This window comes from Mediterraneibacter sp. HA8405, from assembly GCF_056148955.1.
Genome location: NZ_CM148758.1, coordinates 835,864 through 861,527, shown reverse-complemented (window position 1 = coordinate 861,527; position 25,664 = coordinate 835,864). Strand labels below are relative to the sequence as shown.

Below are 25,664 nucleotides of genomic sequence, written 5' to 3'. Positions count from 1 at the left end.
AAACAGTGGATTCTGGTGACAGTTTTCTATTTATTATATTGATTATTCTTTTAATGTTATCTGCATTTTTCTCATCTTCTGAGACAGCGCTGACAACCGTAAATAAAATCCGTCTCCGTTCCCTTGCAGAGGAAGGAAACAAAAGGGCAGCTATGGTTCTTGATATTACGGAAAACCATACGTCCAAAATGCTCAGCGCCATTCTGATCGGCAACAATATTGTCAATATTTCCGCATCATCTCTTTCTGCTACACTTGCATACGCCTTCGGCGGATATATGGTCAGCATCGCGACAGCGGTTCTTACTGTGGCGATCCTTGTTTTCGGCGAAATAACGCCAAAAAACTATGCCACCGTAAAAGCGGAAAAACTTTCGCTGAGATATATTCCTGCTATCCGCTTTTTTATGACTATTATGACTCCGGTCATATTTATTATTAATTTGTTCTCCCGCGTAATCATGTTTCTGCTCCGTGTGGATCCTGCTGCCGCCGATAAGGCAATGACAGAGGAAGATCTGCGTACAATTGTTGATGTAAGCCATGAAGATGGGATCATCGAGTCGGATGAAAAGGAGATGATCTACAATGTATTCGACCTGGGAGATGCCAATGCCAAGGATATTATGGTACCCAGAGTACATGTAACATTTGCCAATGTAGACAACACCTACGATGAGCTGATTGAGATTTTCCGGGAAGATAAGTTTACCCGTCTTCCCGTTTACGAGGAAAACCCGGATAATATTGTCGGAATCATTAATATGAAGGACCTCCTTCTGTACGACAGAAGCGAGTCCTTTAATATAAGAGATATTATGCGCCAGCCGCATTTTACTTATGAATATAAAAATATTTCCGAACTTCTTGTGGAAATGAGAGATTCTACGTTCAATATTGCCATTGTCCTGGATGAATACGGGGAAATGGCCGGACTGATCACACTTGAAGATATTCTGGAGGAAATCGTCGGAGAAATCCATGACGAATATGACGAGCAGGAAGATGACAGGATCCGGCAGATTTCGGACAATGAATATATCATAGAAGGTTCCCTTAACCTGGATGATGTAAACGACCGGCTGGGCACTTCTTTCGAATCAGAAGATTATGATTCGCTGGGCGGATTTATTATCGAACAGCTTGACGACCGGCTTCCGGAGGTAAACGATGAAGTCACCACAGAGGGCGGAGCCCGCCTTGTTGTGGAAAAGCTGGATAAAAACCGGGTGGAAAGCGTACATGTGTATCTGCCCGAACCAGAAGACACAGAAAACAGGGAATCAAAATCCGGAGAGGAGTCTTCTGCTGACGCAGCCGCTGAAAATAAAGCGGAAAATACAGCGTCCGAAAATGAATAAACTATATTATCAAAGGCTTTGACCGGACATAAAAAGCAGGCTGACCGCCATGATATATTTATTCAATGGCAGTCAGCCGTTTTTTTGCATGTTTCTTGCCGTCCTGCATGCACGTTTTGCAGTATTTCGCATATTCTATTACAGAATAATCAGGAAAAGGAGCATGATCTATGCCCTATTCTATTATGCTCGATGCAGGTCACGGGGGACGGGACCCGGGTGCAGTATACAACGGAAGACAGGAAAAGGATGATACGCTGGCCCTCACTCTGGCCATCGGCGAAATTCTTCAGAACCGGGGAGTTGATGTAGAATATACCCGGACAACAGACGTATATGAAACACCGTACCAGAAAGCAATGGAAGCCAATGAGGCAGGAGCGGACTTCTTCATTTCCATTCACCGCAACTCTTATCCCACTGACAACGCGGTTTCCGGTGTGGAATCTCTCGTATATGATCTGTCCGGAATTAAACTTCAGATGGCAGAAAACATAAACTCCCAGCTGGAATCAGTGGGATTTGTAAATCTGGGGGTCAAAGCGCGCCCCGGGCTGGTCGTCCTGCGCCGGACAAAAATGCCGGCCGTACTTGTGGAGGTCGGATTTATTAATTCAGACACTGACAACTACCTGTTTGACAACAATTTCGATGACATTGCTCTGGCAATCGCGGATGCAATCCTGGATACACTGGGCGTTGACGCGGAACCCGGTTTTCCCGTTGACCAGGGTACATCTTCCCGGGGATATACCGTTCAGGCCGGAGCTTTCCGAAACGGCACATATGCAGACCGCCTTCAGAATGAACTGGTCGCCCAGGATTTCCCTGCCGCCGTATCCCAGGGAGGCGGACTGTACCGCGTTACTGTAGGTACATTTCCCACACTGGATGAGGCCGCACAGATGGAGCAAAGACTCAGAAGAGCCGGGTATCAGACAGTAATTATAAGTGAATAGATTCGGATTTGTCGAAATGAACTTGAAATAAGAAATACCGGAAAAAATTCAGAATTTCCTGGATAGGACGGGACGGAGATACGGGATGCGGGATCCCGTATCTCCTGTGTATTCTATCCGCAAGAAGTTCCTGAATATTTCTGCTTTTTCCCAATGCAGAAGTACCTTTCGCAATTTCTCATAAAGGGAAGAATCAGGGGAACTTTACTGGTAAAGATTGCACTGTGCTGATATTCGGAAGTGATGGCTGTTCCGACTGCAGTTGCCCGGATCTAAAGCATCACTACTGCCTGGATCACCTGCCGTCTCCGCCGTTAAAGCTCCCCGCTGTTTTTGTCTTATGAGGATCTGCGAAGGGAATTTCCGGACTGAGGAACAGAAAAACGGAAGTCCGGAGAGTTTTTGGATGCACCTTTCAGAAGAGGGGGACAGGGAATTCTGATGACTTTGGAATGAGTTTAGAAAAATAGGAACCTGAGAATCAGCGTCAGGATTTACAGCGGGCTCTGTCCGAGCGCATGCGAGTTAGCCCGCTGTAAATCCTGTTTTTAGCTGATTTCCAGGTTCCGTTATTTTTCTTAACTCATGGAACGGAAACAGAATTCCCTGTCCCCCTCTTCTGAATCCGTCTGCTAAAAACTTTTTTCCTTCCGAATTCTGCGTTTTTCTCCGGAGATTCCCTTCGACAAATTCGTTAGGTTAGAATCGATGATGGTGTAAACGAAAAAGCAGTTTATAAACTTTACAGTAAACTGCCCCTTCGTTTGCACCATTTTCGATTTGACCTAATTGAACAAAGTAAGCGGCCGGGTAACCAGTCTCTATGGATTTTTAATCTTTTGCTTCTGACGCTGATTATACCAGGGCGCTAGAAAAGATTCCTTTTCTGAATCTACAGTAATTAGCCATTTTCTGATTAATGGGCACAACAACAAAACCTCAAACGTTGAGGCTGAAAAAATATGAAAGAATGATATACTTAACACCTTTGAGGAATTTTAAGCTGTGGTTTCCCCATGCGTCCACCGCAGACTTTACATACGCAGATATTTATGCCATAAAGCAGCTCCAATACCTCTGGCATCTCTTTATTCTTTAGTCTGGAAAGATATTTCTTGCATCCGAGGAGATTTCGGCACAAAGTAAGCTTTTTACCTTTGCTGCGGGAGCAGAGCAGTCCATAATGCCGGATCCGGACAAATCCCTTTGGGGGAACATGCATCAAAAAGCGCCGGACAAACTCAACTCCTGGAAGAGTCAGCTCTTTCCACCGCCCTTCGTTCCTGTAATCTTTCACGGAAAACGTTACGGTTTCTTCGTCCATGCGGATGATCCGATGGTTGCTGATCGCAATGCGGTGGGTATATTTTCCGAGATATTTGATCACGGATCGGGCGTCATGGAATGTCTTTTTGCAGTAAGGGACCCACTCTGTGCCATAGCAGGCATCCAGCAGTTCCTTAAAGGCATAATGGTTACGGAACTTTTCAGCAGTGCCATGAAAGACCAGCTTATCCTCTTCCCACAGCTTTTTTAGTTCCTCCAGATATTTTCCGCGGAATACTTTGGAAATGACCTGGATGGGGAGAAAGAAGTTTTCCCCGTTGTCTTTCCAGTGATTGTCAGGGGTCAGGCCGCCACCCAGAAGAATGGCATGGATGTGAGGATGGAAGTTCATCTCGGATCCCCATGTGTGGAGGATGAAAATATATCCGACCTTTGCGCCAAGATGTTCTGAGTCTTCCGTCAGTTCACGGATCGTTGCGGACGCTGCATGGTATAAGGTGTCATAAAGAAGTTTCTGGTTACTGCAGATGACCGGGTTTAAAAGATCAGGAACGGTAAAAACCAGATGGAAATAGGGAGCATCAAGGACATCTTCCCTGCGGGCATCCATCCACTTTTCTTTCGGAACTGCCTGGCACATGGGACAGCAGCGGTTACGGCAGGAATTATAATGGATGTGGACGGCTCCGCAGTCTTCACAGATGCTGACATTTGCGCCATATGCCCCGGTTTTACAGTTTATGATGTTCCGGGCAGCTTTTGCCTGTTCAGGAGAAGGGGAGTATCTTTCAAGATATGCCGGATAAAAGCGCTGAAAGATATCCTGTACCGTCGGTTTATTCATGGCCAGCACCTTCTTTCCTGTCAAACGGGCTCTGGATCCCCAGCAGGGATTTATTGCTGACATGAAGATATATTTCTGTGGATTTGGGGTCACGGTGCCCAAGCAGAGCCTGGATGTACTGGCGTTCTACCCCTTGTTCCATCAAGTGGGTCGCAAAGCTGTGACGCAGGCTGTGGGGAGTCGCTTTTGCCGGCAGCCCGGCATCTGACACAGCCTGGCGCATCACCTTTTCCAGTGCACTTGCGGTCAGATAGCTTCCGGTCCATTGATTAGGGAACAGGATGCCGCGGGGTCTGCCCTTTGCAAACCAGTATTCTGTAAGGAGATCCAGGCACCGTTCGGATAAGACTGTATAACGGTCCATCCGGTTCTTCGTATTCCTCACATGGATCTGCATATTTGTGCGTGAAATGTCGTCATAATGCAGATGGATCACTTCGGAAACCCGCATCCCGGAAGAATACATAGTTGCAAACATAGCCCTGTATTTGATGTCATCAACGGCATCCAGCAGACGGTCGATCTCATCGGCAGTAAGGACAGTCGGGAGTTTCCGCTCCATGATCATGCGTGGAACTATAGTGTCATCCCAAAGGATGTGCAGGACATTCCGGTAAAAAAAGTGGATTGCGGAATTGTAAAGATTCAGCGTTGTCGCTTTGAGTCCGCTGTCTTTTTTGGCAAGCAGGAAATCCCTGACATCCTGGCAGGTGAGCTCTTCCGGGCACTTACTGGTATCATTCAGGAAATAGGAAACGTAGTTTTTATAACAGTGAATGGAACGATCTTTGAGGTTGCGGATTTTTCCGGCTTCTTCAAGCTGTTCTATATATTTTTCATACATAATGAATCCTCCATATAAAATCAGTAGTAAATCAGGTACGCTGCTTTATATGGAAGTGCATTTGTGCCATAAAACCGCTTGCCAACCAGGCGGAGGGATGGTATTCTTTTCATAGGCAGTGGGGAGGCTCCTGTTTGATTGTTTGGTGTGGTAACTTAACAATACTACTATCAGGACTTACTTTCCACTGTTTTTGGTATAGAAAACAAAAAATCGCTATGCAACAGCTTTCCCAAGCCATCGCGTAGCGATTTTGTTCAATCCGAATTATTCTGTCAGTCCCTCTGCTTTGATGACGTCGATTACCCCATCCACATATTTCTCGCAGATTTCGTCTGTAGCGGCTTCTACCATAACACGGATTACCGGCTCTGTGCCGCTTTCTCTCACGAGGATACGCCCTTCGCCGCCAAGTTCATCGGCTGCTTTCCGGACTGCCGCCGTGACTGCCGGGTTTTCTCTTGCGGTCTTTTTATCTTTTACCCGGACATTCTTCAGAATCTGAGGATAAATCTTTACCTCATCGGCAAGTTTGCCCAGAGACTGTTTTTTCTCAAGGATTACTTCCATAAGCATCAGTGAAGTAAGGATTCCGTCTCCGGTTTTAGCATGTTTGCTGAAAATGATATGTCCGGACTGCTCGCCGCCCAGTACAAATCCGTTTTTCATCATATTTTCATATACATATTTATCGCCCACTGCTGTCTGTTCATATTTCATGCCGATCTTATCGCAGGCTTTGTACAGACCCAGATTGGACATAACCGTTGTAACAATTGTGTTATCCTCCAGACGGCCCTGCTCCATCAGATATTTTCCGCAGACATACATGATCCGGTCGCCGTCCACTACATTTCCATTTTCATCTACGGCAATACACCGGTCCGCGTCTCCGTCATAAGCGAAGCCTACGTCCAGGTTGTTTTCTTTCACAAACTGCTGGAGTACATTGATATGAGTCGAACCGCAGTTCGTATTGATATTTGTTCCGTCCGGTTCATTGTTGATCACATATGTTCTCGCGCCAAGGGCATCAAACACACTTTTCGCGATGGAGAATGAACTTCCGTTGGCGCAGTCCAGTCCCACCTTCATATCTTTGAAAGAGCGGGTTGCCAGAGAAATAAGATGGCCGATATATCTGTTCCGCCCGGCAGAATAATCTACTGTGCGTCCGATATTTTCCTTTACCGCCAGAGGAAGGTCCCCGGTTTCTCCGTCAATGTATGCCTCGATCTTCTCCTCGACTTCTGCCTCCATCTTGTGTCCGGCGCTGTTGATGATCTTGATTCCATTGTCGTAAAACGGATTATGGCTTGCGGAAATCATAATACCGCAGTCGAAATTTTCTGTTCTTACCACATAAGATACGCTGGGAGTTGTAGTTACGTGGAGAAGGTATGCGTCTGCTCCGGAAGCAGTCAGGCCTGCCGCCAGCGCATACTCAAACATATAGCTGCTTCTTCTCGTATCCTTGCCGATTACAACCCTGGCTTTATGATCCTGTCCGAAATACCAGCCGAGATATCTGCCTACTTTAAATGCATGTTCTACCGTCAGGACTACATTCGCTTCGCCGCGAAAGCCATCGGTTCCAAAATATTTACCCATAACTTTATCCTCTTAATCTCTTCGTTTTATTTGTATGCCTTAAATCAGATGAAAATATCTGTTTTTCACACAGTCTATATTATATTACTATTACAAAGAAGTTACAACTATTTCTTGTTTGTTACATAAGGATATGACTTCTTCTTTACTTTCCTTTACTTTCTTTTTACCTTTAACGGAAATATCTCCCCACAGAGAAAGACCGCTTCTCTTTTCGCCTTGCCGGGCAGCAATACAGACTGATAATATCTGCCCGTTTACGCTCAAAAGAGCGTTTACGAACCGGGCTTTTTCCGATATACTGTTTATGGAAAATAAATCTGTTATTTGGAGGATATTTAATATGATAAAACTCATAGCCAGTGATCTGGACGGCACTCTTCTCCACAACGGAGAACAGAGCCTGTCTCCCAGAGTGCTGGAACTTGTACACAGACTGACAGAAAAAGGAATCCGGTTTATCGCCGCCAGCGGCCGGCAATATGACAATGAACAGCGCCTTTTTAAGGGAATTGCCGACAACATTTCCTATATAGCCGAAAACGGCGCTCTGTGCGTTCATGAAGGAAAGATAATCTTCCGTTCTCTGCTCAGCGATGATCTGATTCAGCGCATTATCGCAGAGATCAGAAAAACGCCGAATTTTGACATTCTTCTTTCCAGAGAGGATACTTCCGTAATCGAAAACCGTAATCCGGCATTTGTAAACCATATTTGTAATGTAATGGGAAATACAACTGAAATTGTAGATGATATTTCAAAGACGAAAGGGCCTTTTATTAAAATCGCGGTCTGCAATCTGGTTGACAGCCACCAGGTCATCCTGGACTATCTGAACCACCTGACTGACCTGTTTGCCCCGGAAATCCGAGCTGTTACTTCCGGGAATATATGGATTGATTTCATCCCGCCTAATGTAAATAAAGGGACCGCTCTTCAGACATTTCTTGCTTATTTTCATATCAGCGCGGAGGAATGTATTTCTATGGGCGATCAGTACAATGATATAGAGATGCTGGAAGCAGCGGGGACAAGCTATGCTGTCCCCGGCTCGGCTCCCGGCGTATCGGATCACTCCACACATGCCGGGATATTTGCTGAAGATGTGCTGGAAGAAGTTCTGAGGGGAATGCAATGAATGAAATCAGGCACAGAACGGAATTCCGGATTCCGCTCTGCGCCTTTTTCTTTTCTGAAAATATACTCATTTTATTTTAATTCTATTACTGCATAGGGTTTATTATCCCCGTCACAGAGCTCAACCACTGTCCTGTCATTTTCCTGAGACAGACGGGGAAAGATCATGTCACCCAGCACGGCTGATTTTTTGTAATCCACTCTTACCTGACGGATCTGTACGTCTCCCGGAAGCATTTCCAGAGCCATCTGCACATACTGGCAGTTGTTTACATGCTCATTTGTATCGATATGATACTTCCGCACCGGGAAAGGTTCCCGCTCCCCGCTTTCTGACGGAAGCTCAATTTTTCTCCCCTCATAGGGCATGTCCAGAGGAGCTTCTGTTCCGTATGGTTCGATATGCTCCGGAGTCGGACGGGCGGGCCGTCCTTTTTCCAGATCCATAAATACCCAGATGGAATTGGCGCAGGCAATCTGTTTTCCGGCTTCAGCTTTCATATAGAAGTTACGATTTCCGTAAAGGCCTTTGAACTCCGTAGCAAATGTACCTGTGGTAATTTTTTCGCACAGTCCGGGATAACGGTTTACTATGATCTGCCAGTAGGAAAGCACCCATGCTTTCCTTTCCTGTTTCAGCCGGTTCATTCCCAGCCCTATCGCTTCTGAATGAAATGTGCTGCAGTCCTGGAAATAATTAATCAGCGCCGGCAGCGTCATGGTTCCTCTGTGGTCAATCTCACTGTAGCGGACTCTTGCGTCAAATTCAAATCTGTTATTCTTCACGCCTGTCATACAAGTATCACTCCTTATTTTTTGCAACATAATCGTACTCGGCAGTTATTACGCACTCATATCTGGGATCTGCTTTCTTCAGCCGTTCCGCCAGCTTCTGAGGGAGTTCTGCCCTCATCTTTTCATCATATTCAATAGGAATAACCATATCAAAGATAAGGTTAATCTGCTTTTCTCCGTGGACCACGCGAAAATCATGAATCGAGCATGCCGGATCCAGTTCCCGAAGAATCTGAACCGCCCTGTCCCGGATCTGAAGCACCCTCTGATCCTTCATTTCTACCGGATCCATATGAATAACCAGGAAAATTCCCAGCTTCTTCGCTGTATCCCGCTCAATCCGGTCAATGATCTCATGGGACTGTTCAATATCCACATCATTTGGCACCTCGGCATGGATAGAAGCCATACTCCGGCCCGGCCCGTAATTATGTACAATCAGATCGTGAGTTCCTTCGATGCCGTCATAGCTCTCTACAAAACTTTTGATTTCTTCATAAACTTCCGGATCAATTGCTTCACCGATCAATGGTTCCAGCGTATCTCTGGCAATTCCCACGCCGGCCCACATAACAACCAGCGCAACACCGACGCCCACAATTCCGTCGATATTAATTCCTGTCAGACGGAAGAATATGAGGGAGAGAATGGTCGCTCCCGTTGTGATTACATCTCCCATGGAATCGGCAAAGACCGCCATCATCACTTTAGAGTTGATCTTCTCACCCAATTTCCGGTTAAACAAGCCCAGCCACAGTTTAACAGCTATGGAGAGTATCAGAATCACTACGGAAACTGTCTGAAAATTCAGCGTCTCCGGTGTCTGGATTTTTCCGATGGAATCTTTCAGAAAAGTGAAACCGACCTCCAGCACAAGGAAGGAGACGACAAGAGCCGCAATGTACTCGATTCTTCCATGTCCAAAGGGATGGTCCCGGTCGGCCGGTTTTTCCGCCATCTTTACTCCCACAAAACTGATAATGGAAGAACCGGCATCCGAAAGGTTATTGAAGGCATCTGCCGTAACAGATACACTGTGCAGGATAAATCCGACCACAAATTTTACCACAAATAAAAAAACATTGCAGAAGATGCCCACAATGCTTGCCAGCACACCATATGCCGTCCGCACGGACATCTTCTCCACTTCCTTATAATCCTTTATAAAATGTTTTATCAGAAATTCTGTCATTTTATATCATTTTATCTCCTGTTATTTATTTCTATCTTCTACCAGAAAAACCAGCTTATTTTAAATCCGGATGTGGCAGTAATACCGGAATACTCTTCTTCTGTCAGCACATTTTTCAGCTTCTGCCTGCCCTCGTCCGGCAAAACTGCATTGGTGGAATCCAGAAAACACAGATTCGGATAAAGCACGCACCACCAGTTATGCCCTTCTGCCGCGCCGATTTCTACCCTCAGAGCTTCATAGTTTCCCGCCGGAAATGTAACGTCTCCATATGTTCTGTCCGGGAAAAAACAGGTAGTCACTGCCGCATTAACCGTTTTGTCCGAACCTGCCTTTGCAAGCGTCGCTCTGCCTATCTCTTCAATTTCATCTGTATGTTCCCGCGCCCATGCGGCTGCCTGGGAAGCGTCCCCGCTTTCCGGCATCTCGTCGGCAAAATAATCCAGCACTGCATCCCGCACCTGCAGTTTCAGCTCCTGATCCTCATCACTGTCGCTGTTTGCCACCACATGAAACCGCAGAACCTCACCGGCCAGATGCTGCTGCAGTTTCAGCCGCTGCGCAGCCTCCACATGCCGGCAGGCAATTCCGGTCACAAGAGAAGCCGTCAGCACTGCAAAAAGAAAAATCAGTTTCTCCGCATTTCTTTTGATAAACAATCTATCTGAAAACTTGCTGCACATTATGTAAAACCTCCATATTTGTTTTAAATATACAGAAAGTATGGACAAATATGGAAATTTTATTCAAAGGGGACAGACCCTTTTGAAAAAGGGTCTGTCCCCTTTCGCCAAAGTTTTCAGAATTGTTTCTGAAACAATCTGCGCCCTTATTCTTTTTCTTCTTTATGTCTCAGAGTACCCACTACTGTGTCTACCTGATTATTGATATGACGGCCGGTGATTTCTGTAGCCTTCTGCTTGTCCTTCGCAGCTATGGAATCAATCACAGCCTGGTGCTCCTCTATCAGCTGAGGATAGCACTCTTTCTTTTTGAGATATTCAATCCGGTACCGGTACATCTGTTCCCGCAGATTGTTCAAGAGCTGAATCAGTCGTTTATTGTCTGTTGCAGTATATATAACATCATGAAAGAGCACATCCGCCTGAGCAATCTGGGTAATATCATCACTGTCCAGCACTTCCCGGAATTTTTCCGCTGCTTCTTTCAGCCGGACAAGTCCTTCTGCATCCATGCGGTCGCAGGCCAGCTGCACTGCCAGTTCTTCCAGCGCGCAGCGGACTTCCAGCACATCTCTGAGATTTTTTTCTGTGATCTCCGCCACTTCCGCACCTCTTCTGGGGATCATGAGAACCAGTCCTTCCAGCTCCAGCTTGCGTATGGCTTCCCGGATCGGAGTACGGCTCACACCCAGTTTATTTGCCAGCTGAATCTCCATCAGTCTTTCTCCTGGTTTCAGCTCTCCCCGCAGTATAGCCCTCCTTAATGTGTTAAACACAACATCTCTTAATGGAAGATATTCATCCATCGTCACTTCAAAATCTGTTCCCATTCTAACTCCTCCTAACACTGTGTATGCCTGTCACATACACCTGTTTTGTCAGTGCCTTGTCCCGGATTCTTCTCTGGGCATTCTTTGCGTCAATCCGGCTTTCGAACAGCCCGAATACCGTAGGACCGCTTCCGCTCATCATTGCATTGAGAGCCCCTGCCGCCTTCATCTCGTTTTTGATTTCTTTAATTACCGGATGCATGGGGATCGTCACATTTTCCAGTACATTTCCCATGGCATCTGTAATTGCTCTTAAATCTCCGCTTTCCAGCCCCCGGATTATTCCGTCAATGTCCGGATGAACCGCTATTTCTTGTGCGTCAAGCGCCTCATAAACCGTTCGGGTGGACACGCTGACCGGCGGCTTGGCAATAAGCACCGTACATTTCGGCATAGAAGGAAGAACGCTCAGCCGCTCTCCGATCCCTTCTGCCAGGACGGTTCCCCGCATAATACAATACGGCACATCCGCTCCCAGCTTTACCCCCCGCTCCATCAGCCCGTCCATGCTCAGTCCCAGTCCGAACATGCGGTTCATCCCAAATAAAACCGCCGCCGCGTTGGAGCTGCCTCCCGCCAGACCGGCCGCTACCGGAATATGTTTTTTTAATGATATCCTTACTCCTTCCTTTATAGCAAATTCATCCTGAAGAAGTTTTGCAGCCTTGTACGCAATATTGCCTTCACCTGTAGGCAGATACGGGAGATTTGTAACAAGCTCAACTCCCGGTTCCTTTTTTCTGTTCAATCTCACCTCATCGTAAAGATAAATAGTCTGCATAACCATCCGCACCGTGTGATAGCCGTTTTCCTGCTTTCCAAGCACATCCAGCCCAAGATTAATCTTTGCCAGAGCCTTCAAATCCATCTGGTTCATCCTGTGTCCTCCATATAGGATCAGACCTCTTTTTATAAAGAAGTCTGACAATTCTCCCCAAAGGGGTCCGTCCCCTTTGAGCGGAAATATCAGAATTGTTTCCACAAAGGGGGGACGTGTCCTTTTTTGTATCTTGTATACATTATTCTTATAGTATACTCATATTTTCTTTAAAAATCAATAATTTATCCCCCGATTTGATTTTTTCGCTTTCCAGACCATTTACTTCCATAATTCCGTCTACTGTAGTCATATATTTTTTTGCCAGCCCCCAGAGATCTTCGCCGTCCTGTACAATATGCCCTACAATTCCCGGCCTTTTTTCCTGCTTTTCCAAATCTGCCGGCCGCAGTTCCACATTTGTGATTACTTCCGCGGATACAGGGTTCCGCAGGAATGCGTCAAATGCCAGTACCGCCTTAACTTCTACGGCTTCGCTTCCGGCCAGGGTTACAAGCAGCTGCTCTACATGGCAGGACAGACTGCTCCTTACGTTCTCCGGCATTTCCGGACACTCTGTCAGATAACTGAAGGGTACCATTCCCTGCCAGCTTCCGAACGGTTCTGTGTCATCTGCCCTTACATACAGGAAGGAAACATGCAGAATACCTTCCACCCGGATCCCCTCCGGAGTATTCTGCGTGCCTTCCACCTGAATACTTCCGGAGGAATGGATAATCTGCAGTACGTCGTCTTTCAGCTCTGGAAGGGAAAGGCGCTCCGTTATCTTGCACTTTGACTGATTCTGCATAAGCAGCTCTTCATATTCTGCCTGCCGTGTATCGAATACGCACTCTTTTTCCAGAGAATATAGATCGCTGAGCAGTTCTGTTTCCTCTTCTCCATACAGATTAATCCGCAGAGCCAGTGAAGCCTCAATACCGAGAATACGCATTTCCCCGTCCTCATCCATACGGATGTCAATCAGAGAATCCTCAAGTGAATGCTGAATATGGTAGTACATGCCGTCGGCAGCGCCTTCACAGGGAATCCGTCCTTCATAGGGGACAGTCTGAGAAATCCAGTCCGTCTTCTCCTCACCGGACAGATACATACAGAATACAAGCAGTTCCCCGCGTATCTGAAGTTCATCTCCCGCCGGCCGGATGTCCATTTTTCTGCTGCTGATATCAGTAAGCAGAAGCTGTCCGATGCTCTCTTTTGTCCCGGGAAGTATAACTGCTTCTTTGATCCGGTATGTATCTTTTTTTGCAACTGCCAGCGTAAGCAGATTAATTTTCTGCTTTTTGCGGTAAACAGGGATTTCGCTTTCAATATCCACCGTTGTCTCTTCATCCTTCAGAGTTTCCCTGTCTACCTCCATTTCCACCATTACTCTGAGGTTCAGTTTTCTTGAATGAACCACTGACACTGTAAATTCCGTCCTGACATTCTGGATATAATAAGACTCTCCTTCCGTCCCCTCTGCGTAAACCATCTCTTCAAACGGTATCTTCCCATCCAGCACTGCCGGCCGCGGATCTGCAGACGCAGTTACGTAAAGGATCTGAAAATATACTTTTCCCGTAACTCTCACATAATTTTCCACAGGCCGTATATCCTCTGTCCTGACCTCTGCTGTGCCCTGGATAACTCTTCGCACATCATCTTTCGTCTCCGGGACATTGTAATCCTCATCCAGATAAAACTGGTCAAAGATTCTCTTTCCCTCCTGTGTATAATGAACCGGTTTTCTGATCAGCTCCATCATTCTCCTCCTCGACAAATTCTAATCTTTTAATTAAATATGACATCTTTTTCAATATATTCCAGCTGTACTACCACATATGGATATGTAACAGTTTCTTCTGTTTCTTCCCCCTTTTCCGGTCCCATCAGACTGGTGTGAATGCAGACCGCACTCCCGGTCTCATACAGAGAGTTCACCTCCACACTGTAGCCTGATGTAGGCTGGCCTCCATATCCCTCCGCAATATAAAGAACTCCCTGATCTCCATAGGAAAGCTGAAACGGTTCCTCCTTTTTTTCTTCAATCACCTGGCTCAGCTCAGACGGCACGGATTCCTTATCCAGCACTGTAAATTCCAGATCTCTCAGCTTTTCTGATGTATCTGTCTGCCTGACGCACCCTGAAATGCAGCCTGAAAGCGCCAGAACTGCCATGCTCCATGCAAGGCAGACAGAACGCTTCTTCCGGGCTGCTGTCTTTGCTTTCCTGATTTGATTCAACTCCTTATCCACAGTCTGCCTTTTACTTCCGTCCTGTTTCATATTTTCCGGATCTTTGTCCGCGGCACCGAAACCGGACCCGCTGTATTTCCCTATATCATATGCACGGTACAGCCCGGCTATTCTGTTAAAATGGCTGTTACAGAAAATATAAATATTCGTTAAATCAAACTACAATCTTGCAAAGCGGCTTGTTTTTTCCTATTTACCGCTGTATAATGATTTTACGCTTTTTCAGAGCAGGAAAACGCGGCCTGTTTTCCTGCTCTGTACTTTCGTTTTACTACACAGAAAAAGAGGTTTTTAACTATGCTTCGCTTTATATGTATCGTAATATTTCTGATCGCATATCTTATTCTTACAATTCCGGTTCTCATTGTGGAATGGATTATCGGAAAATTTAACCTTTATGCCCGGGATATCAGTTCTCTGCGTATTGTCCAATGGGGATTCAAAGTTATTCTGAAAATAACCGGTGTCAGGACAACAGTCATAGGAGAGGAAAATATTCCGGATGAAGCGGTGCTTTTTGTCGGCAATCACCGCAGCTATTTTGATATTCTGCTGACATACAGCAGATGCAGAAGACTGACCGGCTATATTGCCAAAAAAGAAATGGAGCGATATCTTACCCTGACCAGCTGGATGAGACGTGTATACTGCCTGTTCCTGGACAGAAAGGATCCGAAAGAAGGATTAAAAACCATTCTGCAGGCTATCGACTATATTAAAAATGGAATTTCCATCTGCGTTTTTCCGGAAGGCACGCGCAATGAAGGCGAAGAGCTGAGCATGCTGCCGTTTAAAGACGGCGCTTTTAAAATATCTACAAAGACCGGATGCCCCATTGTTCCGATTTCCCTGAACAACACAGCAGAAATCTTTGAAAAACATATGCCCAGAATAAAGAAAACCCACGTAGTAATTGAGTACGGAAAACCTATCTATCCGGATCAGCTGGATAAAGATACCAAACGTCATATCGGCGATTATATTGAAAATATTATCCGTGAGACCATACACAAAAATGCGGACCTGGTTTAAGCCGGATCCGCATTTTATATTTTCCGTCTGAAGTTTTTTCTCTATCTCCACACAATATCCGCCTCTTTCCTGGGGGCGGTTCTTTTGTATGTAACTGCCGGATATCCTGCCAGCATACAACATACAAGAGGTGTATCCGGTATACCCAGCCATTCTTTCAGAACGGGACAGGCCTCTATAATCCGGGCCAGATACCCGCTGTAAAGTACGCCGGCACCTTCTGCCACCGCCATATTCTCTATATTGGCTGCCGCCAGCCCACCGTCCAGAGGATTGTCCGCGGCGATCAGAACGCAGGCCGGCGTATTGAAAAACAGCCCGTCATCCTTCGGATCTTTCTTTCTCCTTCGATAGAGAAACTTGAACATCATAGCATAATGAGGCATCTTTTCTTTCATCTCATCCGCGAGTTCCGGCACCTGCCGCCAGAGCAGATCCTTAAACTCCTCCAGATCCTCCTGAAGAACGATAAAATGGCATGCCTGCTGATTTTTTGCCGTAGGTGTATACCGTCCGGCCTGCAGAATCCGCTCAAAACATTTTTTCTCCAGTTTTCTGTCCTGAAAATTCCTTACACTTCTTCTGAACTTTACTGCATGGAGAAAATTCTCAGGCTGCACTTTAAAAGTTTCCGGATCATATTCTTCCACATCATCCATATCATACTCCGGAATACTCACAGCTTTCCCGGGACAGACCGCCACACAGTGGCCGCACTGAATACATTCCCCGGACCAGACCGCTTTTCCCGCTTGAATCCTGATTCTGGATGCCGGACAGTCCTTCGCGCAGAGACCGCAGCCGATACACTTCTCTTCATTAATTATAACCATAGTATTTTTCTCCTTTATCTCAATACAGAAATTATACCTGCTCCAGTACATTTTTTCAAATAAAGACGAATTCGGATTTGCCGGGGAACTGTGAGTGGAGCGGCGTCCGAAAACACCTGGATACCGGGAGATTGGATAATCGGATCTGGAAATGAGGGATGTGTGCTTTTGTTTCCGTTCCGCAGATAAAGAAAAACTAAAAAACCTGACGACAGGCTAAGAGCAAAATTTACAGCAGAAAACTCGCATTCGCTCAGACAATTCTGCTGTAAATTTTAACGCCTGCCGCCAGGTTTTCTGTTTTTCTAATATCTGCTCCAAAGTCACCAAAAGCACACAGCCCTCATTTCCAAAAGTCGCATCCAATCGGCGGTATCCCGCTGTTTTCTGCGCACATCCAGTCAGCAGTATCCCCGACAATTCCGAATTTCAGAAAACAGGAAAAAACCGGAGCTGTTCCGACTGCAGCTGGTTGGATCTAAAGCATCACTACTGCCTGGATCACCTGCCGTCTCCGCCGTTAAAGCACCCCTTTCTTTTTTGGTTTATGAGGATCTGCGAAGGGAATTTCCGGACTGAGGAACAGAAAAACGGAAGTCCGGAGAGTTTTTGGATGCGCCTTTCAGAAGAGGGGGACAGGAAATTCTGATGACTCTGAAATGAGTTTAGATAAATAGAAGACCGGGAATCAGCGTCAGGATCTGCGGCGGGCTTTGTCCGAGCGCATGCGAGTTAGCCCGCCGCAAATCCTGCTTTTAGCTGATCCCCGGTCTTCGTGATTTATCTTAACTCATGGAACGGAATCAGAATTTCCTGTCCCCCTCTTCTGAATCCGTCTTATAAAAACTTCCTTCCCTTCCGGTTTGTGTCTGCTGTCCGGAAATTCCCTTCGACAAATCCGAATCTGTTTAGTTCTGCGGATGACTTTCTCCCCACAGTTTATCTGCCGTCGGTTTCCAGTTTTCTGCGTAAGGCCGACATCTGTCGCACAGATCGTCTACGCTTTCCGGATCCTGATAATCTGTATTTACAGCTCCGGTATCTTTGACCAGTTTTCTCAGGCGTTCCGGATTCTCCAGCATGGGGCAGGGGCGCAGATGGTTATTGTTAAAGGGCTGATTGTCGTGGTATGCCTGGAAGATGGGGCTTCTCAGCGCATCCAGCAGTGAACAGTCGTGAATGTTTACATTGGAGTAGTGGATAAATACACATGGCTCCACATCCCCCTTTGCGTTGATGTGCAGATATCTTCTGCCGCCGGCAATACATCCGCCTACATACTCTCCGTCGTTCTGGAAGTCCATGCCGAAGATCGCCTTGGTCCCGCGGAAATGACGGATGCGGTGGTACATTTCTTCTCTCTGTTCCGGTGTGGGAAGCAGGTCTGTCACTGCGCCGTGTCCTACCGGCATGTAATGGAAGTACCATACAAACAGAGCGCCGCTCTCGATCATCATATCGTAGAACGCTTCACTGCTGACATCCTCAAAATTCTGGCTTGTGTAGCAGACGGAGATTCCGAAGGGCAGTCTGTGCTCTTTCATCAGCTCCATTGCATGGCGTACTTTATGGTATACACCGTCTCCTCTGCGGCCGTCGTTGGCTTTCTCGAATCCTTCCAGGCTGATGGCCGGCACAAAGTTCTTTACCCGCAGCATTTCCTGGCAGAATTCCTCGTCAATCATTGTACCATTGGTAAATGCAAGGAACTCACAGTCCGGATGCATCTCGCAGATCCTGAATATGTCTTTCTTACGTACCGTAGGCTCGCCGCCGGTGTAAATATACATATAAGTTCCCAGCTCCTTGCCCTGACGGACGATAGAATCAATATCCTCCAGACTTAAGTTGAACTGATGTCCATATTCGGCAGCCCAGCATCCTGTACAGTTCAGATTGCATGCCGTAGTAGGATCAAGCAGGATCGCCCAGGGAATATTGCAGTTATATTTCTTTGCCATCTCATCCTGCACGGCGCTTCCTTTCAGACTGGCATTTGTAATGAAGTTCTGGAAAAATGCCCGGCGCACGCCCGGATCCAGCTCATAGAGCCTTAAGATCAGCTGATACCAGTTATTCTTCTGCTCAATGGCTCCTCTGATCGCGTTCCGCTGGCTCGTATACCAGTCGTTCGGCATAAACCGGTCCACAAATGCCATCAGCTTCGGAATGTTTTCCTCCGGATTGCCTTCCAGATATTTGAGCGCCTGGTTTACTGTAAATTCCTGCATTGTTTCTTTAATTGACTTTCCCATTTGTATTTCCACCTTTCTTTTCTTCTGTACAAATACTATTTTGGATTTATATGATTTATCACAGGGCAGAATACTTACGTATCCCGTCCCATGTACTTAATAGAAAATTTCCGGTCACGCATTTAATATCCGCATGAACTCCTCGCCTGTGATGGTTTCTTTTTCATAGAGATAATCCGCCAGCTCGTTCAGCTTCGTCCGGTTTTCTTCCAGAATCTTCGCGGCCTTCTCATGCTGCTTTTTCACAAGCTCCACCACCTGACGGTCAATCTCGGTCTGGGTTTCCATAGAGCAGCTTAAGGATGAGTCTCCGCCCAGATACTGGTTGGTCACCGTCTCCATGGCCACCATATCGAAATCTTTGCTCATACCGTACCGGGTAATCATGGAACGGGCAAGTTTCGTTGCCTGTTCAATATCATTGGATGCTCCGGTAGACGCGGAGTGGAACACAAGCTCCTCTGCCGCTCTTCCTCCGGTCAGAGTGGCGATCTTATTCTCCAGCTCTTCCTGGCTCATCAGATAGTGATTGCCTTCCTCAACCTGCATGGTGTAGCCCAGAGCGCCGGATGTGCGGGGTACAATCGTAATTTTCTGAACCGGAGCGGAATTGCTCTGTTTCGCCGCCACAAGAGCATGGCCGATTTCATGGCAGGCGACAACTTTCTTCTCCTGATCGGTAAGAATCGCGTTTTTCTTCTGATAACCAGCGATAACAACTTCAATACTCTCTTCCAGATCCGCCTGTGTCACGAAACGCCGTTTCTCTCTTACCGCCCGCAGCGCTGCCTCGTTGACAATGTTTGCCAGCTCCGCGCCGGACGCGCCGGACGCCATACGCGCGATCTTGTTGAAATCTACGGTCTCGTCAAGCTTTACCTTCTTTGCGTGAACCTTCAGAATCTCTTCACGGCCTTTCAGATCCGGAAGTTCCACCGGAACTCTCCGGTCAAACCGGCCCGGTCTGGTAAGCGCCGGATCCAGAGACTCGGGGCGGTTTGTCGCCGCCAGGATAATTACACCGTTGTTTGTCTCAAATCCGTCCATCTCGGTAAGCAGCTGGTTCAGTGTCTGCTCCCGCTCATCATTGCCGCCCACACGGCCGTCACGCTTCTGGCCGATGGCGTCGATCTCGTCGATAAATACGATACACGGCGCTTTTTCCTTGGCCTGCCTGAACAGATCCCGGACTTTGGAGGCGCCCATGCCGACGAACATTTCCACGAACTCAGATCCTGACATGGAGAAGAACGGCACATTGGCTTCTCCGGCCACAGCCTTTGCCAGCATGGTTTTACCGGTTCCCGGAGGGCCTACAAGAAGGATGCCTTTGGGCACCGCCGCGCCGACTTCCCTGTATTTGCCCGGATTGTGCAGATAATCCACGATTTCCGCGAGATTTTCCTTCGCCTCGTCTTCTCCTGCCACATCAGAAAACCTGATGCCTTCCGAAGACTTGACATAAACTTTCGCATTGCTCTTTCCGTTTCCGAATATCATGGAATTGGGACCGCCTGCCTTTTTCATCAGCTTTCTGGACATATACTGTCCGATCGCGATAAAGATCACAACCGGAAGGATCCAGGAAAGAAGAATGGAAAGAATGGGCGACATCTGTTCTACGATCTGTCCTGAAAATTTCGCGCCCGAGTCATACAGCCTCCGGGTCAGATCCGGGTCCTCCACCATTCCGGTTTTGTATATGGCGCTTCCATCTTTATCAGTAAAGACAATCTCATTGTCCTCCTGATTGATTTCCACCTGACCCACATCTTCTTCCTCTGTCATCTCAATAAACCGGTCATATCCGACTTCTGTAACACGCCGTTCCGCCGCCCACGGCATAAGCAGAAAATTAAATATCAGCAGGACGGCAAGCACGATTATATAATAATAAATCAATGGCTTTCTCGGTTTTTTTACTTCCTGCATTCCGCATCCTCTCCTTTCCTCTGTGCTGATTCTGTGTCTGCACTTCCTGTCTCCTGTTCCGTATCAGTATTTTCTGATGATTTCTGGCGGTCCAGTGCTTTCAGAGCAGAGATCAGCGCCTGCTGCATGGCGAGAGTGGCAAAATCCATCGCGAACTCCGCATAAAGCATGTCTGCCTCTTCCTCATCTTCCCGGGAACTGCTGTCCGAGGTGTGCAGATCCCTGACAATCTGTTTCCTCATGGACTCTCCGATCTTCTTTCTGTAGTCCAGCTGCGCCTGTGTCAGTCTGGTCACAGCCTGAGAACGGCAGGTTTTTGCTTTTTCCTCCAGCAGCAGTGTGTTTTCTTTATACTCTTCCCGGGCTTTCTGAAGCTCGGAATGAATCTTATCTCTGCCGCCCTGTTCACAGATCCGGATCCTGCACTGCAGTTTTCCGTACTGCTCTTCCATCTCATATAATTTAATTGCGAATACACTATCATCAATATTCATGGAAAGCCTTCCTCCTTTCCGGCTCTGAATAAAACCTACATTTTTTATATAGCAGAATTTAATTTCTGATGCGACTCTCAATTTTGCGGATCTGTCCTGACAAATCCTCAGATCTGTAAAAAAAACTGACAGATCCCGGATATTGTAAAGACAGACCGCAGAAATTATAAGTGGCAGGGAAAACATTCTTCAGCTATATTGAAATTACCGGAAAACATCGGCGAAACTCATGCAGAGAAGCCGGACCGATACAGAAGATTGAAACAGATTATGCAATTCAGGAAAGGAGCAATGACATATGAGATGGTTTGACTCAGACTTTGACTATGTACAGGAAATGATTGACGCCTGGAACAGAGGGCGGAAAAGGATGCGTACAGTATACTTTATTCTGGGAGCGCTGCTGCTTATTGCCGGCATCCTGACCGCTGTATTCCCCATCGGAATTTTTGCCGTTATCCAGTATCTGGCTGCAGCCGCTGTAATCGGGATCGGGATTTATCATTTTATTACATTTGCGTCTATGACCTACTATTTCAGAGATTATATGCTGATCATATCAGGTATACTGAATGTACTGATTGGTATTATGCTGCTTATTATGCCGATCCAGCTGACCGTACAGGTTGTTACATTCATGCTGGCCTTTCTGCTGATCTTTAACGGAGCAGAAAAACTTTCCTTCGCGTCACGGCTCAGATACTACCGCATCCCTCATGCGGGGGCTCTGACATTCAGCGGCGTCCTTAATATTATCCTCGCGGCAGTATTTCTGCTGCTGCCCTTCGTCTCGGCGCTGGCGCTGAACTATATTCTGTGCGCCTACCTGGTAATCATGGGAATCGCTCTCCTGATTGAAGCGGCGGGAATGCGGAAAATTGAGCTGTAAAAACGCCGGAAAATTATTAGAAAAGAGGGCGCCGCTCCATCATCCGGTGATGGGTCGGTACCCTCTTTCTGTGCTTGGACATAAAAGAAGGACTCCTGCTCCACAGATAACTCGCATCTGTTTTGCAGCGTCCCTTCTGTCCGGATTATTATTCTTAAACCTTTATGACTGTTCACCAGGAAATATCTTTCCGGTAATAATTTTCTCCATCTGAATAACCAGTTTTTCTTCATCCAGATGAGGTTTTCCGACATACTGAAGCAAAACCCCCACCATTCCGCTGGCATAAAATCTCAGCATTACTTCCATATCATCAACACTGACACGAATGTCCTTTCCCTGTCCCCGGGCCATTTCCGCCAGATAGATCATGACAGACTCTGTCAGCATGGCTTCGATCTGGACCCACCTGCGGGAATAAAGCAGTTTTTCCAGCTTTATCCTGTTCTGTCTGACGAAAATCACATATGCCGTAAGCGCCCCTACCCGGTCTTCCGCCTCCAGGCTCCGACGGGCGAGTGCCTGCGTTGACCGGCGGAACGTCCAGTCCAGTACATCCATAATATCCCGGAAATGATAATAAAAGGTCTGCCGGGAAATATGGCACTCACCGATCAGTTTTGTCACTGTGATCTTATCTATGTCTTCCTTTTCAAGCATCTGGGAAAAGGTATCTGCAATCATTGATTTCATGTCTTCTCTCATAAGGACTCCTTTTCACGAACACAGTATGATTTACTCCAAAAACATATTGCTATTTTATTACATCTTTTTTTCAAAAACAAGTCACTTTTTTGTGTTTTAAATAGCAATCTTTTATCTGTTCTGCTCAGAATTTTCAGTTGTTCCGTCTGAAAGTTCTCACAAAAAAAGGGCCCGGCACTTTGTGCCGAACCCTCTTTTTATTTCTTAATTCTTTTCGACAATCAGCCCTCAATTGCAATGGTCTTCTTTGTCTCAACCGCTTTTGCGTCCTTTTTCGGAATGCTCAATTTCAGAATACCATCCTCAAATTTCGCCTTAATGTCTTCCTGGGTCACTGCATCGCCCACATAGAAGCTTCTCTGCATTGCTCCTGCATAACGCTCTCTGCGGATATATTTTCCTTTCTTATCCTGCTCGTCCTTATCCAGTCCCTTTGCCGCTGAAATGGTCAGATAACCATTTTCAAGATCTACGTTGATTTCATCTTTTTTAAATCCCGGAAGATCTACGTCAAGCTCATAGCCTGTATCATGCTCCCTGATATCTGTCTTCATCATATTTTTTGCATGTTTGCCATACAGCGGATTCTTTCTTCCCCAGAAATCTCTGTCAAACGGGAAATCCATCCAATCATCATCAAATAAGTTTTCTCCAAAAATACTCGGCATTAACATAAGTCATTTCTCCTTCCTGAATGAAACAATGAATTAAGTTTTATATGAGCCGTTTTCACGGCTGCCATCAGCACTCTTGAAGTTGTCTCAAGTGTTGTGAGCTGATTCAACGCGGGAATCAGAAGCTTATCCGGAACCTTCGGCATGCCGCCTTATCTGTTTCTTTTGTTCCTCTTCCTTTGTTCTAGTTGTAATATAGCACCCACTGTCAGCACTGTCAAGCCTTGAGTGCTATTTTTTATTTTTTTCCGGAACTTCCTTCCGCCATCTGATCAGTATCATCGGAACCTGAAACGCGAGCATGGCGATCCAGCCCGCAAAATTGGCCCATGCAAGACATTCAAACCCTCCGCCCAGCATATGGATCATGATCCACGCAGCCAGAAATCTGACCGCCATATTCAGCACTGTACTGAACAGGGTCACTTTCAGATCTCCCAGTCCCCGGAAGAATCCCTGGATCACATTTGTCGCCGACGGCATAAAATACATAAACGCAATCAGCTGAAGATAGGACACGCCCAGACTGATGACCTCCTCAGATCCGTCACTGACAAAAAGCTGCATGATCTGACGCGCAAATACAAACACGGCAATCGCGATCGCTGTCGTATAAATTACCTGAAGGATAATGGAACTTAAAAACCCTTTCTTCATTCTGCGGATTTTTCCCGCGCCTCTGTTCTGAGCCATGAACGTAGTCGCCGCATGGGCGATATTTCCCTGGGGCGTCATAGCGAAATCATCCACCCGGTTAATAGCGGTAAATGCCGCGATAAATTCAACGCCCTGCACATTTACCACAGTCTGCACACAGATCTTTCCCAGCTGAATGCACATCTGCTGCAGCGCACTTGTTATTCCGTATGTAAACGTTCTCCACAGTATGGAAACATCAAAAATTCTCCATTTCTTTCCGAGACAGAGAAGGGGCACTTTCTTCTTAATATAAATCATACAGAACAGGCAGCACAGCCCTTCGCTCAGAACTGTAGCCGCCGCGCTGCCCGGCACACCGCATTTCAGGACGACCACGAAAAACAGATCCAGCACAATGTTAAGAAAGGCACTGATAATCAGAAAATACAGCGGCACTCTGCTGTCCCCCAGTGCCCGCAGTGTATTGGAGAAAAAGTTGTAAACAAAGGTAAAGATCAGACCCATGAACACAATCCGCAGATACATTCCCGCAGAATCCATAATATCCGAAGGAACCTGCAGAAGATTCAGCAGCGGACGGGCGAAGAGAATCAGCAGCAGGGAAACGGCAGCTGAAAATGCCAGCCCGCCCAGCAGGGTTGTACTGATCTGGCGTTCCAGATGTCCGTACTTCTTCGCGCCGTACTGGGTGCTCATGAGAATTCCCGCGCCCATGCACATTCCGCTGATAAAAAGGATCACCATATTCATAACCGGTCCGGCGGTCCCCACCGCGGCAAGCGCGTCATCCCCCACAAATTTTCCTACAATTACCGAATCCGCCGCATTGTATGTAAGCTGAAACAGATTGCCCAGCACTAGAGGTATTGTAAATTCCGTTAACTGAGGGATAATCCTTCCCTCTGTCATATCCGTCGTCATTGTCAATCATTCCTTTCAGACGAACATTATACCACTATCCCGGAAAACGGGAACCACAGAAAAGAAAAAATTATGCTGATGCCGGATTTTTGTTTTTCTTTTGGAATAAATGGACATAATAATGCTGTCAAAAAGAAAAAGGAGGTTTCCGGAATGGATGAACAGACAAGGAAACTGCTGGAAGAATGCAGTATCGGATGTAAAATGGCAGTAAACAGCCTGGAGCAGATCACCGGATATATCAAAGACAGTGATCTGAAAAAGCTTGTGGAAAACTATATTTCCCGCCACAAAGACCTGGAAGCTGAAGCAGTAAAAGCGCTCCAGAATTCGGGAAATGACGCGAAAGATCCCGGCGCTCTCTCCAGCGCCTTCGCCTGGTTTACTACAGAAATGAAACTTACATTCAACGACGATAACACACAGATCGCCAAACTGCTTATGGACGGCTGCAACATGGGCATCCAGACTCTTGGAGAACGGATGAATACGCTGAATCAGGCGGACAGCGGCGCTCAGGCGCTGGCCCGGAAAATCATAAAGGCTGAGCAGGATCTGATGAAAGAACTGCAGGCATATCTGTAAAAGGAAGCTGAAAAATAAGAGGATATCGCTCCATCACCACATTTGATGATTTTTCGGTATCC

General features: G+C 46.6%; 24 protein-coding genes. 6 read left to right on the top strand and 18 right to left on the bottom strand.

The window, feature by feature from the left end; translation table 11 throughout:
• The first annotated feature begins 5 nt into the window (after window positions 1-5).
• Both AC0QUU_RS03925 and AC0QUU_RS03920 read left to right on the top strand, forming a co-directional pair.
• Entirely contained in the window at window positions 6-1,361 is a 1,356-nt protein-coding gene (locus AC0QUU_RS03925) for an HlyC/CorC family transporter (protein ID WP_474545515.1), read from the top strand.
• Between the two features lie 170 nt (window positions 1,362-1,531).
• Entirely contained in the window at window positions 1,532-2,320 is a 789-nt protein-coding gene (locus tag AC0QUU_RS03920) for an N-acetylmuramoyl-L-alanine amidase (protein WP_474544722.1), read from the top strand.
• 979 nt (window positions 2,321-3,299) lie between these two features.
• Here the strand turns inward: AC0QUU_RS03920 and AC0QUU_RS03915 are convergent.
• The 4 genes from AC0QUU_RS03915 to AC0QUU_RS03900 all read right to left on the bottom strand — a co-directional run bounded on the left by AC0QUU_RS03915 (window position 3,300) and on the right by AC0QUU_RS03900 (window position 7,263).
• Window positions 3,300-4,451 (bottom strand): IS91 family transposase, encoded by a 1,152-nt coding sequence (locus AC0QUU_RS03915; RefSeq protein ID WP_474544721.1) that lies wholly within the window; start codon window positions 4,449-4,451, stop codon window positions 3,300-3,302.
• Window positions 4,444-5,295, bottom strand: coding sequence for a tyrosine-type recombinase/integrase (locus AC0QUU_RS03910; RefSeq protein WP_474544720.1), 852 nt, complete (start codon window positions 5,293-5,295; stop codon window positions 4,444-4,446). Before AC0QUU_RS03910 ends, AC0QUU_RS03915 begins: the two co-directional genes overlap by 8 nt.
• Window positions 5,296-5,562: 267 nt before the next feature.
• A complete protein-coding gene (gene glmM / locus AC0QUU_RS03905; RefSeq protein WP_474544719.1) occupies window positions 5,563-6,906 on the bottom strand; it encodes a phosphoglucosamine mutase in 1,344 nt (447 codons plus the stop codon).
• A gap of 90 nt (window positions 6,907-6,996) precedes the next feature.
• Entirely contained in the window at window positions 6,997-7,263 is a 267-nt protein-coding gene (locus AC0QUU_RS03900; RefSeq protein ID WP_474544717.1) for a hypothetical protein, read from the bottom strand.
• Between AC0QUU_RS03900 and AC0QUU_RS03895 the strand changes: the two genes are divergently transcribed.
• On the top strand, window positions 7,250-8,044 hold the full coding sequence (locus tag AC0QUU_RS03895) for an HAD family hydrolase (RefSeq protein ID WP_474544716.1): 795 nt from the start codon (window positions 7,250-7,252) through the stop codon (window positions 8,042-8,044). The two genes, AC0QUU_RS03900 and AC0QUU_RS03895, sit on opposite strands and share 14 nt — an antisense overlap.
• A gap of 71 nt (window positions 8,045-8,115) precedes the next feature.
• On the opposite strand, the gene AC0QUU_RS03890 is transcribed toward AC0QUU_RS03895, so the two are convergent.
• The 7 genes from AC0QUU_RS03890 to AC0QUU_RS03860 all read right to left on the bottom strand — a co-directional run bounded on the left by AC0QUU_RS03890 (window position 8,116) and on the right by AC0QUU_RS03860 (window position 14,652).
• Entirely contained in the window at window positions 8,116-8,838 is a 723-nt protein-coding gene (locus AC0QUU_RS03890) for an acyl-[acyl-carrier-protein] thioesterase (protein ID WP_474544715.1), read from the bottom strand.
• Between the two features lie 7 nt (window positions 8,839-8,845).
• Window positions 8,846-10,030, bottom strand: coding sequence for a cation diffusion facilitator family transporter (locus AC0QUU_RS03885; RefSeq protein ID WP_474544713.1), 1,185 nt, complete (start codon window positions 10,028-10,030; stop codon window positions 8,846-8,848).
• Between the two features lie 38 nt (window positions 10,031-10,068).
• The gene (gene spoIIR / locus AC0QUU_RS03880; RefSeq protein ID WP_474544712.1) at window positions 10,069-10,713 is read right to left on the bottom strand and encodes a stage II sporulation protein R; all 645 of its coding nucleotides are present in this window, start codon (window positions 10,711-10,713) and stop codon (window positions 10,069-10,071) included.
• Window positions 10,714-10,859: 146 nt separating this feature from the next.
• Window positions 10,860-11,543 carry a GntR family transcriptional regulator gene (locus AC0QUU_RS03875; protein WP_474544711.1) on the bottom strand — a complete coding sequence of 228 codons (684 nt, stop codon included), beginning with the start codon at window positions 11,541-11,543 and terminating at the stop codon, window positions 10,860-10,862.
• 1 nt (window position 11,544) lies between these two features.
• Entirely contained in the window at window positions 11,545-12,420 is an 876-nt protein-coding gene (gene ispE, locus AC0QUU_RS03870; protein WP_474544710.1) for a 4-(cytidine 5'-diphospho)-2-C-methyl-D-erythritol kinase, read from the bottom strand.
• A gap of 148 nt (window positions 12,421-12,568) precedes the next feature.
• Window positions 12,569-14,128, bottom strand: a complete 1,560-nt coding sequence (locus tag AC0QUU_RS03865) for a DUF3794 and LysM peptidoglycan-binding domain-containing protein (RefSeq protein ID WP_474544709.1) — start codon at window positions 14,126-14,128, stop codon at window positions 12,569-12,571.
• 29 nt (window positions 14,129-14,157) lie between these two features.
• On the bottom strand, window positions 14,158-14,652 hold the full coding sequence (locus AC0QUU_RS03860; RefSeq protein WP_474544707.1) for a protease complex subunit PrcB family protein: 495 nt from the start codon (window positions 14,650-14,652) through the stop codon (window positions 14,158-14,160).
• Between the two features lie 267 nt (window positions 14,653-14,919).
• On the opposite strand from AC0QUU_RS03860, the gene AC0QUU_RS03855 reads away from it, so the two are divergent.
• The gene (locus tag AC0QUU_RS03855; RefSeq protein WP_474544706.1) at window positions 14,920-15,654 is read left to right on the top strand and encodes a lysophospholipid acyltransferase family protein; all 735 of its coding nucleotides are present in this window, start codon (window positions 14,920-14,922) and stop codon (window positions 15,652-15,654) included.
• A 41-nt stretch (window positions 15,655-15,695) separates the two neighbouring features.
• Here the strand turns inward: AC0QUU_RS03855 and AC0QUU_RS03850 are convergent, their stop codons facing one another.
• The 4 genes from AC0QUU_RS03850 to AC0QUU_RS03835 form a co-directional block, all read right to left on the bottom strand.
• Window positions 15,696-16,487, bottom strand: a complete 792-nt coding sequence (locus tag AC0QUU_RS03850) for a nitroreductase family protein (RefSeq protein ID WP_474544705.1) — start codon at window positions 16,485-16,487, stop codon at window positions 15,696-15,698.
• A gap of 908 nt (window positions 16,488-17,395) precedes the next feature.
• Window positions 17,396-18,742 carry a radical SAM/SPASM domain-containing protein gene (locus tag AC0QUU_RS03845; protein ID WP_474544704.1) on the bottom strand — a complete coding sequence of 449 codons (1,347 nt, stop codon included), beginning with the start codon at window positions 18,740-18,742 and terminating at the stop codon, window positions 17,396-17,398.
• A 114-nt stretch (window positions 18,743-18,856) separates the two neighbouring features.
• Complete coding sequence (ftsH, locus tag AC0QUU_RS03840; protein WP_474544702.1) at window positions 18,857-20,674, bottom strand: ATP-dependent zinc metalloprotease FtsH; 1,818 nt, start codon at window positions 20,672-20,674, stop codon at window positions 18,857-18,859.
• On the bottom strand, window positions 20,662-21,168 hold the full coding sequence (locus tag AC0QUU_RS03835) for a hypothetical protein (RefSeq protein ID WP_474544701.1): 507 nt from the start codon (window positions 21,166-21,168) through the stop codon (window positions 20,662-20,664). Before AC0QUU_RS03835 ends, ftsH begins: the two co-directional genes overlap by 13 nt.
• 298 nt (window positions 21,169-21,466) lie before the next feature.
• Between AC0QUU_RS03835 and AC0QUU_RS03830 the strand changes: the two genes are divergently transcribed.
• The gene (locus tag AC0QUU_RS03830; protein ID WP_474544699.1) at window positions 21,467-22,057 is read left to right on the top strand and encodes an HdeD family acid-resistance protein; all 591 of its coding nucleotides are present in this window, start codon (window positions 21,467-21,469) and stop codon (window positions 22,055-22,057) included.
• Window positions 22,058-22,219: 162 nt separating this feature from the next.
• Here the strand turns inward: AC0QUU_RS03830 and AC0QUU_RS03825 are convergent, their stop codons facing one another.
• From AC0QUU_RS03825 to AC0QUU_RS03815, 3 genes are all read right to left on the bottom strand, one after another.
• Window positions 22,220-22,762, bottom strand: coding sequence for a hypothetical protein (locus AC0QUU_RS03825; RefSeq protein WP_474544697.1), 543 nt, complete (start codon window positions 22,760-22,762; stop codon window positions 22,220-22,222).
• Window positions 22,763-22,983: 221 nt separating this feature from the next.
• On the bottom strand, window positions 22,984-23,436 hold the full coding sequence (locus tag AC0QUU_RS03820) for an Hsp20/alpha crystallin family protein (protein ID WP_474544696.1): 453 nt from the start codon (window positions 23,434-23,436) through the stop codon (window positions 22,984-22,986).
• A 231-nt stretch (window positions 23,437-23,667) separates the two neighbouring features.
• A complete protein-coding gene (locus AC0QUU_RS03815) occupies window positions 23,668-25,017 on the bottom strand; it encodes an MATE family efflux transporter (protein ID WP_474544695.1) in 1,350 nt (449 codons plus the stop codon).
• Window positions 25,018-25,170: 153 nt separating this feature from the next.
• Here AC0QUU_RS03815 and AC0QUU_RS03810 point away from each other — a divergent pair, with 153 nt between their 5' ends.
• On the top strand, window positions 25,171-25,602 hold the full coding sequence (locus AC0QUU_RS03810) for a hypothetical protein (protein ID WP_474544694.1): 432 nt from the start codon (window positions 25,171-25,173) through the stop codon (window positions 25,600-25,602).
• The last annotated feature ends 62 nt before the right edge of the window (window positions 25,603-25,664 follow it).